Source organism: Pantoea ananatis LMG 2665, assembly GCF_000710035.2.
In the GTDB taxonomy this organism is placed as follows: Bacteria; Pseudomonadota; Gammaproteobacteria; order Enterobacterales; family Enterobacteriaceae; genus Pantoea; species Pantoea ananatis.
This window is the reverse complement of the sequence record NZ_JMJJ01000017.1, coordinates 238394-252891: the sequence shown is the minus strand read 5'-3', so window position 1 is coordinate 252891 and position 14498 is coordinate 238394. Positions and strand designations below refer to the sequence as shown.

Here is a 14498-nt window from a genome sequence, read left to right as displayed (position 1 = left end):
AAAGGCTGCTCAAGTTTCGCTTTCTGCTGAATGTGGACATTGCGCAATAAGCTGGCTGTTTTTTGCCTGAATGGGCACGGCTCACCCTTTTCACTCAGTTAGGCTAATGCAGCTTTTCATCGCTTATGATAAAAAAGATAACCCGCACTAAGGAGATTTTTATGTATCTGGATGATATTCCTTCTTCTTTTCGGCAGCATGACATGCTTTATCTGACAGCGCCTGACCTGGGCCGTGCAGAAGAAATGCAACGAAAACTGAATGCGTTCAGCTCACTTCATCATGAGTTCTTACTCTGGTCTCCGGGTTTTCACTCTATTGATTCAGTTGAGAAAAACATGGCAGATGCCGCAGATAACTTCCTGAATGACAGAGACGAATATAAGTTTTTAATCATTGAACGCAAGTCAGATGAACTCTTAGGCTGCATAAGCTTGTTCATCCGCAATCAGGCTATCCCTTACGTCGAAATCGGCTACTGGCTTGCAACCAATGCACTGGGCAAAGGCATCATGCCCGAAGCGTGCAAACTGGCCACTAAAATAGCCTCCGATTTTTTGCACGCAAAGAGAATTGAAATTCGTGTCGCGGGACGTAATGTGCGGAGTCAGTCCGTTGCATTAAAATGCGGTTTCAAACTGGAAGCCAGGCTGGTTAACGAGCGCCTCGACAGCATGGGAATGACTGACGATACCTTGATCTACAGATATGGCGGTTGACTCTCCCCATCCTGTGAAGTCAGCCTTTCGCTGAGCGCGGCTCTAGACTGTTACGCATGTCCGCTTTATGCCGGTACGGGTCGTTACCCTCAAATCAACCCATCTGTGTCCTCTCACCCACGGTTTCCCTTTCCGGCGAGCCACAGGAGAAAGAACGAATGATTAAGCGCGCCCAGGGTAAACAGTCAGGCTGCTTATTTGGTGAATGATGAGGAGATTAGTTTGATACCCAGTATGCCCAGGACCGCTGAGGAAACGCGATCAACTGACGTCTTGATACGTAAATATACCTGACGCGGTTTCTCGGCAGACAGCGCGACAGAAACGATGGAGTACCAGACAAAATCGATCAAAAAGCTCATCAGAGGGATGACGACATAAAACAGTAGCGGGATATTTTTAGGCAAAAGGGCACTAAAAATAGAGGCAAAGATAATGGCTGTTTTGGGATTGCTCAGTTGTGTTAACAACCCATCTCTGAATGTTTTTAGCCATGTCTTGCTGTGCCCATTTTGTCCATTCAACGCGAGGTGTACAGGCTGAGATGCACCTTTGAAGATGTTAAAAGCCAGCCATAATAAGTAAAACCCGCCCGCCACCTTCATAACCACAAACAGTTCCGGCACCAAAAGTAGCAGCCTCTGTAGCCCAAGCATCGCGACCAGGGCAAAAATCGCAGCACCAACGCCAGTGCCTAAAGCGGTCACGATTCCGTGAAGACGAGAATGCACAACAGCATTTCTGGCAACATAGATAAAGCTTGGGCCAGGGCGGCTTATCACCCCCATAATCAGAACGGCAGCAATGGCCATAAGGCTTGAAATCAACATCCTGGACCTCGGTAGGGAATAATCAGAGCGGCTATTCTAAAGGAAATGATCCGTTTTCACAGGGTGGATTGTGTTGTCTCCGGGATTCGAAAACGAAACAGGCCCGCTGAAGCAGCTTCTTGCTCGTCACCATCGTTCATCGCTCACCACCCAGGTGCATCTGTTTAATACCTTTGCTGGTTACCCACGAACAGCCTGACTCACCTGTTAAATTTGTTATTAATCGGCAGCTTAAAGCCAGTGCGGTTAAAGAGGTGCCAGTCTGTATTTGCTATCCTTGGGAAACGAATTCTTGGGTTACCCTTTTTGGAGCAATAATGAGCGATATTATTAATCTGTTCACCAGCCATAAAAGTGAGCGCAGCTTTACCGATAAACCTGTTGACGATGCCATCCTTGATCGCATTATCAGCACCGCCTATCGCGCCCCTACCTCCGTTAACTCACAACAGGTTTCACTGGTCGTTACGCGGGATGCCGCTCAACGTCAGGCCATTTCAGAGATTGCCGGTGGACAGCCCTGGATTGCCAAAGCGCCCGTTTTTATCACCGTCGTTCTCGATATGCATAAATCCCGGGTCGCCATGGCGGCCGTGGGCAAAGAGCAGGTTGCTCAGGACAGCATTGAAAGTATTGTTTCTGGCGCGACTGACGTGGGCATTGCACTAGGCAGTATTATGGCCGCTGCGCGGGCGGAAGGTTTAGGCATCGTGCCCATCGGGGGAATTCGCCGCGATCCTGACGCGATGATCGAACTGCTTAATTTGCCGGAATATACTTTCCCTGTCGCGGGCGTCGTTATCGGTTACGTCGACCAGCCCGCTTTCCAGAAGCCGCGCCTGCCTCTGCAGACCTTCCGTCACGAAGAAAGCTATCGCACCGAAGGTCTGGAACAGCAGATCGCCGCTTACAATGCCGAAATGGTTCAGCACTGGCAAGCCACCGGGCGAGCAGACGGCGAAAGCTGGAGCGACAGCGTGAGCGGATATTATCAGCACATCTATTTCCCAAAAGTCCTGCCTGCACTGCACAAGCAGGGATTTGGTAGCGACAAATAACCGTCATCCGTCCGGGCAATGCCCGGGCGATGTCTTTCCCTCTGGCTCAACTCTCACAGGCTAACCCCTTGCCCCGTTTCGCCCCTCGTGTTTAGCACGATAGAGCGCTTCATCCGCCCGTTTAATTAATCGTTCCGCCCTTTCTGGCCCTTCCCCTGCCACCGTTGTTGCCACGCCGGCACTCAGCGTGACGCACCCGGTTTCCAGCCCTGTCGAGCTGTGCGGTATCGCTAACTTCCTGACGGCCTCAACCACGCTTGAGGCTATTTTTAACGCATCCGCGGCGCAGGTGTCGGCTAACACGATGGCAAATTCTTCTCCGCCATAGCGTGCGGCGATATCGATGCGGCGCTGGGCAAACGTCTTCAGTAAGCGTCCTACTTGTTGTAAACAGGCGTCACCCGCGACATGGCCGTAGGTATCGTTGTAGCGTTTGAAATAATCGATATCGAAAAGGATTAATGATACCGGCCCACCGCTACTGCGGCCGTGCAGCAGGCTTTTTATCAGAAAGTGGTCAAAGTACCGGCGGTTAGCCAGCCCGGTGAGCCCATCGCCGTTTGCCAGATTCTCCAGTGAATGATTCGCTTCGGTCAGTTCATCCCTGAGATGGGTTAATTCAATTTGATAGCGTAAGCTACGTTTGGCCTCATGCCGTATCAACATCCACAGCAGAATGATCGCCATCAGAAGCACCAGGCTTAATACTACGCCCTGAACCCGGCTTTCGGCCCAGCTAATCAAAAGCCCCTCTTTGTCAAATCCTGCAGCGACAACCAAGGGGTAACGGCTAGAACTGGCGAAACCAAAAATGCGGGTTACGCCGTCAACCTTCGCTTTCCACTGGCCGCTGCCGCGTTCGGCATTGGCTAACAGCTGGTGAAAAAGCGGGCTGGAGGAGAGATTTTTACCGATGTAGCTGTTCGACAAAGGACGAGCATAGAGCACGGTGCTGTCTGCCAGCATCAGCGCCAGTAAGTCCTTTGGACCAATAACAAAATAATCGTAGTAGTGACGAAAGTAATCGATGCTCACCGTGGCAAGGAGTACACCACGGAATCCCTGGTAGTTATCACTGACGCGCAGCGAAACAGGAATAACGTAGCGGCCCGAACTGCGGCTTCGTAATGCAGGCCCCACGTGCAGGCTGTTGCGTGGATTGTTGCGATGATAGCTGAAATACTCCCGGTCGGCGTTATTTCCTGAAAACGACTGCATTAACGAACTGGCGACCCATCTCCCCTGCGCATCGTAATAGAAAATACCCTCCAGCTGCGGCAGGCGGCTCTGTAACGTCCGCATGATGTCGTTGAGGGTTGAGACATCTCCGCCCGTCTCTGCCTGAGACTCGATTTCACGCTGGACTTCACGCAGCGACAGTTCCGTTTGCAGAAAGGTATCTTCGGCCTGACGGGCCTGAGCCAAAGAAAGATCAATGGCGCGTTCTTCAGTGATACGAACCGTTCTTTGCCAGTCCTGGTAAAGCGTCCAGACATTGATCACAATAACGCCAATCGTCAATAAACTTCCCGCCAGGGTAATGCTTCTGAGCAGTGGTGAAAGGCGCATCATTGCCGCATCTTTTTTTCGACGTAATTCCATGCTGGTTAACCCTTCTCTCGCCACGGGATAATGCAACATATCAGAAACAACGTGTTATCAATAACATCCTGAAAGGCCATTTATATCTGCCGTTTTCAGTTTAGATTAAGACAGGAACGCCAGCCTCGCCTTGCGCCTGTTCAGAGTACAGGCAGCAGGCTCTGATAGCAGGCTGATGGTGCCAGCCTCACCGGTCGGGCGTATCGGGGAACGCGCAGATGTCGAGGCAGCGCTCCACGTCATCCATGACATGGAGAAGGAGAGGTTAACGTCGGCGGCGCCACCACCAAAACAGCAGCAGTCCGATCGTCAGCACAACTACTGCCAACCCTGCGCGGGCTATCGGTAAAAGCAGTGACGGCTCGCCGCCCTGACGCAGTGATTTCACCCGTTCCGGGGTAATGCGCACGGCACTGTTGCCTATATCCTGCATGACATAATTCGTGACGTCGGCAATTTGCGTATTATCCAGCGTATGGGCAAAACCAATCATGCCCTGACCGTTTGCGGGCCAGACACCTTCAAGCACGGCCATGGCAACGTTATCGGCCGTAGGCTTTTCCAGGATAGGATGTTTACTCAGGGCAGGTAAACCATTCAGGCCCTGTCCCTCAAGGTTATGGCAGGCGGCACAGTTGTTGCGGTATACGCGCTCGCCATCCGTTAAATCGGACAGCATGTCTGGCGTATCATCTCCGGTCACCGGCGTGAGTCCGCTAGCCGGTTCCTGAACATCTGAATCCGCGTCAGCCTCGCCTTCTTCCTGATCGGCGGCAGGCATCAGGTAGGTTGCTATGGCCGCCCGATCTTCCGGCGTCATACGCGAAAAGCTCTTGTCTATCGCTTCAAGCATCGGCCCCGCCGCCGTCGCACCGTTATCGGCGTGACCGCTCGCCAGATAAGCTGCCAGCGATTCCCGTGACCACTGATCGTCACTCTGTAAGGTATTGGCGGTGATGTCAGGCGCAAACCACGTCCCTAAAGAGGCGCCCTGTAACGATTTGCTCTGCTGCTCAGCCATTAAAAAATTGCGCGGCGTATGGCAGGTGCTGCAGTGCGTTAGCCCTTCGACCAGGTAAGCCCCCCTGTTCCATTCCGCGGACTGGCTGGGATCGGGCTTGAAGGGTTTTGTGTCCAGGAAGAGGAAATTCCACGCCGCCATACTTAAGCGAAGATTAAACGGAAACGGCAAATCGGTTTTTTCTGGCTGGCTATCGACCGCTTTCACACCATGCATAAAGTAAGCATAAAGCGCAGACACATCGCTATCACTCACTTTGGCATAGGCGGTGTAAGGCATAGCCGGATACAAATGACTGCCATCGGCACGAATGCCCCTGCGTAGCGCATCGGCAAACTGTTTTTCAGTGTAGTGACCAATACCGGCTGTTTTCGAGGGCGTGATATTGGTGCTAAAAATAATGCCTAAAGGGCTACCGATGGCATGGCCGCCGCTGAACGGCGCTTTGCCTTCCTCTGTGTGGCAGGCCGCACAATCCCCAGCCACAGCAAGATATTCCCCTCGTTTTATGAGGTCAGTCTGGCTTTCCGCCCACGCGCTACTCTGAGTTGCAGTCAGCATTAGCAGCGTAGCGGGCAGCAATCGGCTCAATCGCTTACCCATGCTGTGTCTCCTGCAAAATCTTATCAGCGGTACGCAGCGCAAGCGCCATGGCGGTGAGCGTGACATTACAGGTGCCGACCGTTGGCATCACGCCAGTACCGACCATAAACAGGTTTTCATGATCGTGCGCCCGTCCCCAGACATCGGTTACGCTGGTTGCCGGATCGAGTCCCATCGACAACGTACCGATGATATGTTGACGGTTCGAAAATTTACCGCTTTTGCTGTGTCGGATATTGGTCGCACCCAGTTTTGCCGCTATCGCATCGTAGCACTCTCGCGTTTTTTCCGTGCCCTTCTGCACATAGTCATCCACATCCCAGAAGAGCGCAGGCGTGGGTAATCCTAATGCATCTTTATTGCTGCTCAGGGTCACGCGGTTATCGGGATTGGGGAGCTGTTCCAGCGCATTTTTAATGCTCAGTCGGCGGGCCGCACGAAAACGAACCTGCTCCTGGAGTTTTTTACCAAAGTACCCCTCTTCCAGCACTTCCTTCGTCACCGCCGCCACCTGTGATGCATTGGAGATATCCAGACGGAATGGCGCATGTTCGCGGCGGAATTCGCCGTCTCTGAACTGCCCTATTGAACAGGGACTGACAGGTCCGCGTCCGGGCCAAATCTCTTCATCCACGTCGAAGGTGACGCCAATGGCGGGATGGTCGCAGAGATTACGACCAACATTGTCACGGGCATTGCCAATCCCGTGCGGAAATTTATCGCTGGTCGACATCAGTAAAAGCTTTGGCGTTTCAATCGCATTGGCCGCCAGAACAAATGTCTGTGCCGTAATGCGATGGCTGGTTTTATTCCAGTCATAATAGTGGGCGGCAACAATCCTGCCCTGCGCGTCATGCTCAAGCTTATACACGACCGCCTCGGTGATCACCTGAACGCCTGTGTCCTCAGCCTGCTGAGCGGCCAGACCGCCGTGATACTGAGCATCAATCGGACACACCGGCATACAGTTGTTGTTACCGCAGCAGGCCGGGCGACCATCGTAACTGCGACTGTTGCGTCCCGTGCTGTCGTCCAGCACGCTGAAGTCGGGTGCCAGTCTGGCCGTGACGCGTTGCTGAAGCCATGAAGCCGGCACGCGCGCCATCGGAAACGGTTTACTGCGTGGCGAGCCGTTATCAGGTGAACCGCCGACGCCGGCAATGACCTCAGCCTCATAGTAATAGGGCTCCAAATCCTGATAGCCGATCGGCCAGTCTTTGCCCACGCCATAAAGGGTATGCTGCTGAAAATCATTTGGCACAAAGCGCCACAGCTGAGCAGCCCAGTGCCAGCTGGTGCCGCCAAAAATACGGATGTACTGCGCATTAAACGCCTGCGGACCGAGCTGTTGCAGATAATCATTAGGCTCAGGCGTATAGCGTGGCTGAGGTGCCATGGGAGAAAAGGGATAAGGTGACATAAAGTCAGACTTAAAGGCGGAACTGCGAAAGCGCTCGACCAGTTCATCGCGCCCAATTTTCGGCCCGGACTCAAGTAATACAACGGATTTACCCGCTTTGGCCAGTCGGGTGGCCAGCAAAGCGCCATTTACGCCCGCGCCTATCACAACGACATCCGCCGACTCATTCTTCTTCATTGATGACATTACTCATAAAAAGGATCACGGTTGACTCGACCAGCTGCCGCAGACGCCATAGGAGAAGCTCGGCGGTACCAGTTTGTCATTCACAATTTGATTCGCGAGCGTGCTAATGTAGGTGATGTAGCGTGCATTTTTGCCTTTGCCCACAACCCCGGTGTACCAGCCGCTCAGGATAGTGCTCGCCAGCTTCGCGCTACCTGCGTCACTCTCAGCAAACGGCAGGCGTTCCTGTTGCAACAGATCGGGCTGATGGGCCAGCAGGCTACTCAAACGCAAAAGCGCAGAGGAGAAATTCTTTTGGGTCTGACTCAACGTGTCATACAGCGCAGCACCCACGGTTTCGTTAAGTTCATCCTGCTGGGTAAGCTGCTGAGAAACCTGCATAAAGATATCCAGCTCATCTGTCTGGGCATCGGGTTGGGCGGCGTTGAGGCGAGCAAGAGGGAGCAGATGTCCGGCAGCGCTGGTTACAGCAACCAGACCGACCATCTTCAGCACGCGTCGGCGTGAATAGTGATTCATCATATCTTCCAGTAAAAGCCACCTGTCGCTGGCAGCAAATCAGCCTGCGTAATACGGATTATTATGCTGGCAGCGCGCATAATATTTGGGCCAGGATTCACAGCAATTCCCTGCCGCGTTCGCACCTGAAGCCGCTGGTTAAGCGCCAATTCAACAGCATAATGGTTGGTGAGTCTGCCATCTGCCGCTTTCAGTCTGCGGGATCATGAACGTCTCTTTCTCAATGATCCACTGGTAATTAACTAAATGTTAACAATCCGCTGAGGATAAACCAGATAGTTGCTTGGGTTATAAATATATTAAATCGATATTAAACAAATTTGATACAAAGCGGAACTGAGAGCACGCTGACCCATGTGGCATTTTCAGGCTATGGAGGGCGATCGTTGTCTTTGAAGCGGAGTGAAGTAAACTGCCATTCTGCCCTGCTGCAGCGGCATACGTTCTCAAGCAAACGGAGTTGATCATGCCCCCATTACGTTTACTGTTATCAGAATCGAACGATCCCTGGTTTAATCTGGCGGTAGAAGAGTGTATTTTTCGCCAGATGCCGGCTAAACAGCGCGTGCTGTTTTTGTGGCGTAATGCGGAAACGGTGGTCATTGGTCGGGCGCAGAACCCGTGGAAAGAGTGCAATACACGTCGTATGGCAGAGGACGGTATTAAGCTGGCGCGACGCAGCAGTGGAGGCGGCGCGGTGTTTCACGATCTGGGCAACTGCTGCTTTACCTTTATGGCGGGCAAGCCAGGTTACGATAAAAGTGTCTCAACCGCTATCATCCTGCAGGCACTGGCAACGCTGGGCGTCAATGCGCAGGCTTCAGGACGAAACGATCTGGTGATCGACACCGGTGACGGCGTGCGCAAAATATCCGGCTCTGCTTATCGCGAAACGCCCGACCGTGGCTTTCATCACGGCACAGTTCTAATTAATGCCGATCTGTCGCGCCTGGCTGATTATCTCAATCCCGACGTGAAAAAGTTACAGGCGAAAGGCATCGCCTCCGTGCGAGCACGCGTGACAAACCTGCAAACGCTGGTGCCCAATATCAGCTACGAACGCCTTTGCCATGCCATCACGGAAGCCTGTTTTGAACACTTTGCAACTCGCTGTGAACCCGATGTTATTTCTCCTGATAACCTGCCGGATCTGCCGGGCTTTGAACAACAGTTTGCCCGTCAAAGCAGTTGGGCGTGGAATTTTGGCCAGGCGCCAGACTTTTCGCATCTTCTGGATCATCGCTTTGTATGGGGCGGCGTGGAGATACATTTTGATGTTGAACGGGGCGCCATTAGCCGCTGTCAGATATTTAGCGACAGCCTGAACCCTGCGCCACTGGAGGTGCTGGCCTCCCGCTTACAGGGTGCAGCCTATCAGCCTGACGTTTTGGCTCAGCATGTAGAAACGTTGAAAACGGACTATCCGCTGCAGCAGCACGAACTGGATGAGCTTGCACAATGGCTGGTGACAAGTCTCCGCTGACAGTCCGGTGAGCGAGGTAGCGTTTGCCCGGCTCAGCAGCAGAAATGGGCCGCGTCAGACGATTGCCTGCGGCTGCCCAGGTTCAACTTAACTTCCCGTATTGACGCGTTTGCCGATATCTTTCAGTTGCGAATATTTTTCAAGCAATCGGGGTCCGTCATCCAGGCTCATGGCAAACATCCACAGATAGGTCATGACCGAATAGATGTGCCCTGCGTCACCCATCCCTTTACGGGTCATGGACAGGATGGTAAAGGCAAACAGCAGCGCCGCTGCTGTACCTATCGTTATAAAACCTAACGCCTCGCGATCGGATAGCCCTATGCGTAATCGCGCCAGTACGCCGTAGTGTTTCGCCAGAGCGGGTGCCTGGGCAACGGTGACCAGGCTAACCTCTTTTTCAAGCCGGTTATTCAGACGGCCAAACAGCGCTTCGTTCTTGCGCGAAAAGCCCGGCAGAAAGCAGGCAAGTATCAACAAAATGATCAGACAGCCCACGCCCGTCCAGAACTCAATTACCAGAAGCATAATGGCTGCGCCGCTAATTGATGCCAGAGAGGTGATCAGCGTTGGCAGATGCAGCTCAAAAAAATCGACAAACTCACGTGACAAGGTCACGCGAGCGGCGATAGTGGAAGCATTTTGCTTCTCGTGACGTTGTGCCACGATAACCGGCACGGCCAGTTCGGCATAAATCCGGGCGAAGGTGCGGGTATCAACGCTGCGTCTTGCGGCGCCTAGTGCCCACATTGTAAAGACCATGACCGCATAAAGCACAGCATGAAGCGCCTGCCCGGTGACAATGGCGTTAATGGCAAACCCGGCTAACAGCGGATAAAGCAGGTAGGTAACGTTTTCCGCCACTACTAACAGCAGGGTAAGAAAGAGCTTTTTACTGTGACGACGTCCCAGCATCTTGAGGGTGGCAATGGCATTTTGCGGCGCCGTCTCCGGCGTTATTGTTTTGTGAGAACACATGATTTTCTTTTGGTAAACGGTTAAAATTGAGCGGTCGCTCAATAGCCAGCGCATCGTATTTGAGCGATTGCTCAAAGTCAATCCAGGAGTCACAATGAAAGCATCAACGGCAACATCTGGAGAAACACGCAAAGAGACGATTATTGCGGGCGCCATCGCGCTGTTTATCGAGAAGGGAATTGAAAAAACCACGACACGTGACTTAACGGAATCGCTGGGTATTTCACGCAGCCATATTTATCACTACTTTCCTGACTGGCACACGCTCACCCTGACTGCGCTGGAGCACTTTATGCAGCGCGAGTTGGATGATTTCACCCTTGAGCTGGCCGCGCTGGATCCTGTGCAGCAACTACACTCTATGATTGAAGGCCACATTCCTGACACATCAGATTCAGTCTGGCGGCTTTATGCTTCCTTCTGGCAAATGGCCAGCCATAATGCCGATTACGCTGAACTGGCCGACAAGATTATCGCCGGTTGGGATGCGTTGCTCTGCAAGATTATTCGCGCGGGCGTTGAACAAGGGTGCTTGCATACGGATGATGTGGCACGCAGCGCACGCCAGCTTAACGCCTTACTCAACGGCTACGCCGATCTGCTGAGTATTACGTCTTCACCCGCGCGAATTGAGCAGGCGTTGGCCGACATTCACCACTTTGTGCAATTTATGCGTTAACGGAGCGGGAAGTCAGTAAAGCGCCGTTTTCTTCTTTATTGCCATTAATTAAATGTTAAATAGAAGTTATACGAATGATGTGCATTACGCTTTAAATGTGTCATTCAAATGGCGCGTGCTTTACATTTTGTGGCTTGATTAATCTCAAATTTTATCGCTTATTCGCGCAGAAATGCTTGCTAACACACTTTATTTTTCTCGCCCAGACTGATGCCGAAATGCGATAAGCAGGTGTTTTTTGGCGCTTTATTGTTTACAGGTTTTGATAAAAGTGGCTGCCCTGACCGTTAATTTGGGTCTAAGTCGCTGGTTTATAAAGTAAATACATTAATAAATCCTCATAAAATTAATCATTGAGTCCTGTGATAAAAACCAATATATTGGCCGCGTTTTTAACACTAGCTCTAAATTTTATTCACTTATCCAACTGCAGCGTGATGCCACGCCCGGTTGTAGGAGAGATATGATGACGGATAAAGTCCGTATTGATAGTTTGAATGCGAATACATTAAACGGTAACAATGAGTCTTATCTGGCCCGCCAGGCCGAGTTTGAATCAAATGTTCGAAGTTATCCGCGTAAATTACCATTAGCGATTGCGAAAGCTGATGGTGTCTGGATCACAGACGTCGAGAACAAACAGTATCTTGACTGTCTTGCCGGTGCCGGAACGCTTGCGTTAGGTCATAATCACCCTGACGTACTGCAAAGCATCCAAAATGTCATTACCAGCGGCTTGCCGTTACATACTCTGGATCTGACCACGCCACTCAAAGATGCGTTTTCAGAATACCTGCTCTCCCTGTTACCGGGTCAGGGCAAAGAATACTGCCTGCAATTCACCGGTCCTTCCGGCGCGGATGCCGTTGAAGCCGCTATCAAGCTGGCGAAGAAACATACTGGCCGTTCAGGGGTGATCAGCTTCTCCGGGGGTTATCACGGCATGACGCACGGTGCGCTTTCTGTCACCGGTAACCTGTCACCGAAAGAAGCCGTTAACGGCATGATGCCTGAAGTGCAGTTTATGCCTTATCCGCACCTGTACCGTTGCCCGCTGGGCATTGGTGGTGACGCGGGCGTAAAAGCGCTGACCTACTACTTCGAAAACCTGATCAACGACGTTGAAAGTGGTGTGCGTAAACCTGCGGCCGTGATCCTTGAAGCGGTTCAGGGTGAAGGCGGCGTGAACCCTGCCCCGACTGAATGGCTGCAGCGCATCCGTAAAGTTACCCAGGAACACGGTATTCTGCTGATTCTGGATGAAGTTCAGGCAGGTTTTGCCCGCACTGGTAAATTCTTTGCGTTCGAGCATGCCGGTATTGAGCCCGATATCATTGTAATGTCAAAAGCCGTCGGCGGCGGTTTGCCGCTTGCCGTGCTGGGGATCAAAAAGCAGTTTGATGCCTGGTCACCTGGCCACCACACCGGGACATTCCGTGGCAACCAACTGGCCATGGCAACCGGCCTGACCACGCTGAAGCTGCTGAAAGAAAACAACATCGCTGGCAGCGTCGCTGAAAAAGGTGAGTGGCTGAAAGGCAAACTTGCCGAACTGCAGAAACGTTATCCTGCCATCGGTAACGTTCGCGGTCTTGGCCTGATGATCGGTATTGAAATGGTCAAGCCGAACGAAGCGCAGGATCATATGGGCTGCTACCCGGCCGATGGCGATTTATCGGCTCTGGTTCAGAAGAAATGCTTTGAAAACGGTCTGATCCTTGAGCGCGGGGGACGTCACGGTTGCGTATTGCGTCTGCTGCCTTCCCTGTTGATCAATCATGACGAAATGCAGGTTTTCCTGGATAAGTTCGAAAGCGCCCTGCTTGCCGCTGGCGTCGAAGCAGTTTGAGTGGAGTAAATTCGATGTCACGGTCAAATCCGATTCTGGCGTCCTCAGTGCAAAGCACTGAGGCTTACCAGCAGGCTATCGCACAAAGCAGTGCGGCAGTGGTTAAGTGGCTGGAACAGCCTGAAATGTATCAGGGTAAAACAGTTGCTGAACTGCGCGAACGTATCCAATTGGACTTTAATCCCGAGGGCCTGGGCAACCAGGCCGCCATTGAGCGCGCGATTGAGTATTTCCTGAAAGACAGTCTGTCGGTCCATCACCCACAGTGTGTGGCGCATTTGCACTGCCCGAGTCTGGTCATTAGCCAGGCTGCCGAGGTGCTGATTAACGCGACGAATCAGAGTATGGATTCCTGGGATCAGGCGCCTTCTGCCACCCTGATTGAAATGAAGCTGATTGAATGGCTGCGTTCACAGGTGGGTTATCAGGCAGGCGATGCCGGTGTGTTCACCAGCGGCGGCACCCAGAGCAATCTGATGGGGCTGATGCTGGCGCGTGATGCCTTCTTTGCCCGTCAGGGCCATTCTGTTCAGCAGGACGGACTGATCGGCGATCTCAGAAAGATCAAAGTCTTTTGTTCAGAGAATGCCCACTTCTCCGTGCAGAAGAACATGGCGCTCCTCGGCCTGGGCTACCAGTCCGTGACGTTAGTGAAATGCGATGAGTTTGCACGCATGGACATAACCGATCTGGCTGACAAACTGGCACAGTCGAAAGCCAATAATGAACAGGTGCTGGCCATTGTCGCGACAGCAGGCACCACCGACGCCGGTGCTATCGATCCGCTGCGTGATATCGTCAAACTGGCCGCAGAGCAGAAAATCTGGGTGCACGTTGACGCGGCCTGGGGCGGTGCATTGCTGCTGTCAGAGAAGTATCGTCATTATCTGGACGGGCTGGACCTGGTGGATTCCGTTACGCTGGACTTCCACAAACAGTTTTTCCAGACCATCAGCTGCGGTGCTTTTCTGTTAAAAGAAGCCCGTCACTATGAGCTGATGCGCTATCAGGCGGCATACCTGAACTCTGAGTTTGATGAAGCACAGGGCGTGCCGAATCTGGTTTCGAAATCGTTGCAGACCACCCGTCGTTTTGATGCGCTGAAACTGTGGATGGGGCTGGAAGCCCTCGGTCAGAAGCAGTACGCCGCCATTATCGACCATGGCGTAACGCTGGCTCAGCAGGTGGCGCAGTTTGTTGAGCAGCACGACGCCTTGGAACTGGTTATGAAACCTCAACTGGCAAGCGTCCTGTTCCGTTATCGTCCACAACAGATGGCGGAGTGGAGCGATGCCGACGTTGCGCTGTTCAATCAGCGTATTGGCGATGCTCTGCTGGAATCAGGTCGCGCCAACGTTGGCGTGACCGAGCATAACGGCGTTACCTGTCTGAAAATGACGTTGTTAAATCCAACCGTGACGCTGGAAGATATTACCGTCCTGCTGGCACTGCTTGAGAAAACAGCTCAGTCATTACGCTAAATGCTTTATCATGCCGGTGACAGTGTCACCGGCATGGCGCTTTTATTCCCCATGCTGATGGCGCATGAGT

12 protein-coding genes are annotated in these 14498 nt (G+C 52.5%); 6 read left to right on the top strand and 6 right to left on the bottom strand.

The window, feature by feature from the left end; genetic code table 11:
- Positions 1-161 precede the first annotated feature (161 nt).
- The gene (locus EL29_RS22740) at positions 162-719 is read left to right on the top strand and encodes a GNAT family N-acetyltransferase (RefSeq protein WP_014333214.1); all 558 of its coding nucleotides are present in this window, start codon (positions 162-164) and stop codon (positions 717-719) included.
- A 194-nt stretch (positions 720-913) separates the two neighbouring features.
- On the opposite strand, the gene EL29_RS22735 is transcribed toward EL29_RS22740, so the two are convergent.
- Positions 914-1549, bottom strand: coding sequence for a LysE family translocator (locus tag EL29_RS22735; RefSeq protein WP_019105916.1), 636 nt, complete (start codon positions 1547-1549; stop codon positions 914-916).
- Positions 1550-1866: 317 nt separating this feature from the next.
- Between EL29_RS22735 and EL29_RS22730 the strand changes: the two genes are divergently transcribed.
- Positions 1867-2607, top strand: coding sequence for a nitroreductase family protein (locus EL29_RS22730; RefSeq protein ID WP_014598286.1), 741 nt, complete (start codon positions 1867-1869; stop codon positions 2605-2607).
- Between the two features lie 60 nt (positions 2608-2667).
- Here EL29_RS22730 and EL29_RS22725 read toward each other — a convergent pair whose 3' ends face one another.
- The 4 genes from EL29_RS22725 to EL29_RS22710 form a co-directional block, all read right to left on the bottom strand.
- Positions 2668-4209, bottom strand: a complete 1542-nt coding sequence (locus tag EL29_RS22725) for a sensor domain-containing diguanylate cyclase (protein ID WP_026021009.1) — start codon at positions 4207-4209, stop codon at positions 2668-2670.
- 265 nt (positions 4210-4474) lie between these two features.
- A complete protein-coding gene (locus EL29_RS22720; RefSeq protein ID WP_019105914.1) occupies positions 4475-5833 on the bottom strand; it encodes a c-type cytochrome in 1359 nt (452 codons plus the stop codon).
- Positions 5826-7430: a GMC family oxidoreductase gene (locus EL29_RS22715; protein WP_014604668.1), complete on the bottom strand. Its 1605-nt coding sequence runs from the start codon at positions 7428-7430 to the stop codon at positions 5826-5828. Before EL29_RS22715 ends, EL29_RS22720 begins: the two co-directional genes overlap by 8 nt.
- Before the next feature lie 24 nt (positions 7431-7454).
- Entirely contained in the window at positions 7455-7958 is a 504-nt protein-coding gene (locus EL29_RS22710; RefSeq protein WP_028716077.1) for a sugar dehydrogenase complex small subunit, read from the bottom strand.
- A gap of 466 nt (positions 7959-8424) precedes the next feature.
- Between EL29_RS22710 and lplA the strand changes: the two genes are divergently transcribed.
- Entirely contained in the window at positions 8425-9441 is a 1017-nt protein-coding gene (gene lplA / locus EL29_RS22705) for a lipoate--protein ligase (RefSeq protein ID WP_028716076.1), read from the top strand.
- An 87-nt stretch (positions 9442-9528) separates the two neighbouring features.
- Here lplA and EL29_RS22700 read toward each other — a convergent pair whose 3' ends face one another.
- Positions 9529-10419 (bottom strand): ABC transporter six-transmembrane domain-containing protein, encoded by an 891-nt coding sequence (locus tag EL29_RS22700; protein WP_024471510.1) that lies wholly within the window; start codon positions 10417-10419, stop codon positions 9529-9531.
- Positions 10420-10513: 94 nt separating this feature from the next.
- On the opposite strand from EL29_RS22700, the gene EL29_RS22695 reads away from it, so the two are divergent.
- From EL29_RS22695 to EL29_RS22685, 3 genes are all read left to right on the top strand, one after another.
- Positions 10514-11098: a TetR/AcrR family transcriptional regulator gene (locus tag EL29_RS22695; RefSeq protein ID WP_014333223.1), complete on the top strand. Its 585-nt coding sequence runs from the start codon at positions 10514-10516 to the stop codon at positions 11096-11098.
- Positions 11099-11564: 466 nt separating this feature from the next.
- A complete protein-coding gene (locus tag EL29_RS22690) occupies positions 11565-12947 on the top strand; it encodes a diaminobutyrate--2-oxoglutarate transaminase (RefSeq protein WP_028716075.1) in 1383 nt (460 codons plus the stop codon).
- A 14-nt stretch (positions 12948-12961) separates the two neighbouring features.
- Entirely contained in the window at positions 12962-14428 is a 1467-nt protein-coding gene (locus EL29_RS22685; RefSeq protein ID WP_014333224.1) for a pyridoxal phosphate-dependent decarboxylase family protein, read from the top strand.
- The last annotated feature ends 70 nt before the right edge of the window (positions 14429-14498 follow it).

Bases quoted from the DNA above. Each gene is read 5' to 3' on its own strand.
- EL29_RS22720 (WP_019105914.1), bottom strand. From the start codon at position 5,833: ATGGGTAAGCGATTGAGCCGATTGCTGCCCGCTACGCTGCTAATGCTG.
- EL29_RS22700 (WP_024471510.1), bottom strand. From the start codon at position 10,419: ATGTGTTCTCACAAAACAATAACGCCGGAGACGGCGCCGCAAAATGCC.
- lplA (WP_028716076.1), top strand. From the start codon at position 8,425: ATGCCCCCATTACGTTTACTGTTATCAGAATCGAACGATCCCTGGTTT.
- EL29_RS22690 (WP_028716075.1), top strand. From the start codon at position 11,565: ATGACGGATAAAGTCCGTATTGATAGTTTGAATGCGAATACATTAAAC.
- EL29_RS22685 (WP_014333224.1), top strand. From the start codon at position 12,962: ATGTCACGGTCAAATCCGATTCTGGCGTCCTCAGTGCAAAGCACTGAG.
- EL29_RS22695 (WP_014333223.1), top strand. From the start codon at position 10,514: ATGAAAGCATCAACGGCAACATCTGGAGAAACACGCAAAGAGACGATT.
- EL29_RS22730 (WP_014598286.1), top strand. From the start codon at position 1,867: ATGAGCGATATTATTAATCTGTTCACCAGCCATAAAAGTGAGCGCAGC.
- EL29_RS22725 (WP_026021009.1), bottom strand. From the start codon at position 4,209: ATGGAATTACGTCGAAAAAAAGATGCGGCAATGATGCGCCTTTCACCA.
- EL29_RS22735 (WP_019105916.1), bottom strand. From the start codon at position 1,549: ATGTTGATTTCAAGCCTTATGGCCATTGCTGCCGTTCTGATTATGGGG.
- EL29_RS22740 (WP_014333214.1), top strand. From the start codon at position 162: ATGTATCTGGATGATATTCCTTCTTCTTTTCGGCAGCATGACATGCTT.
- EL29_RS22710 (WP_028716077.1), bottom strand. From the start codon at position 7,958: ATGAATCACTATTCACGCCGACGCGTGCTGAAGATGGTCGGTCTGGTT.
- EL29_RS22715 (WP_014604668.1), bottom strand. From the start codon at position 7,430: ATGAAGAAGAATGAGTCGGCGGATGTCGTTGTGATAGGCGCGGGCGTA.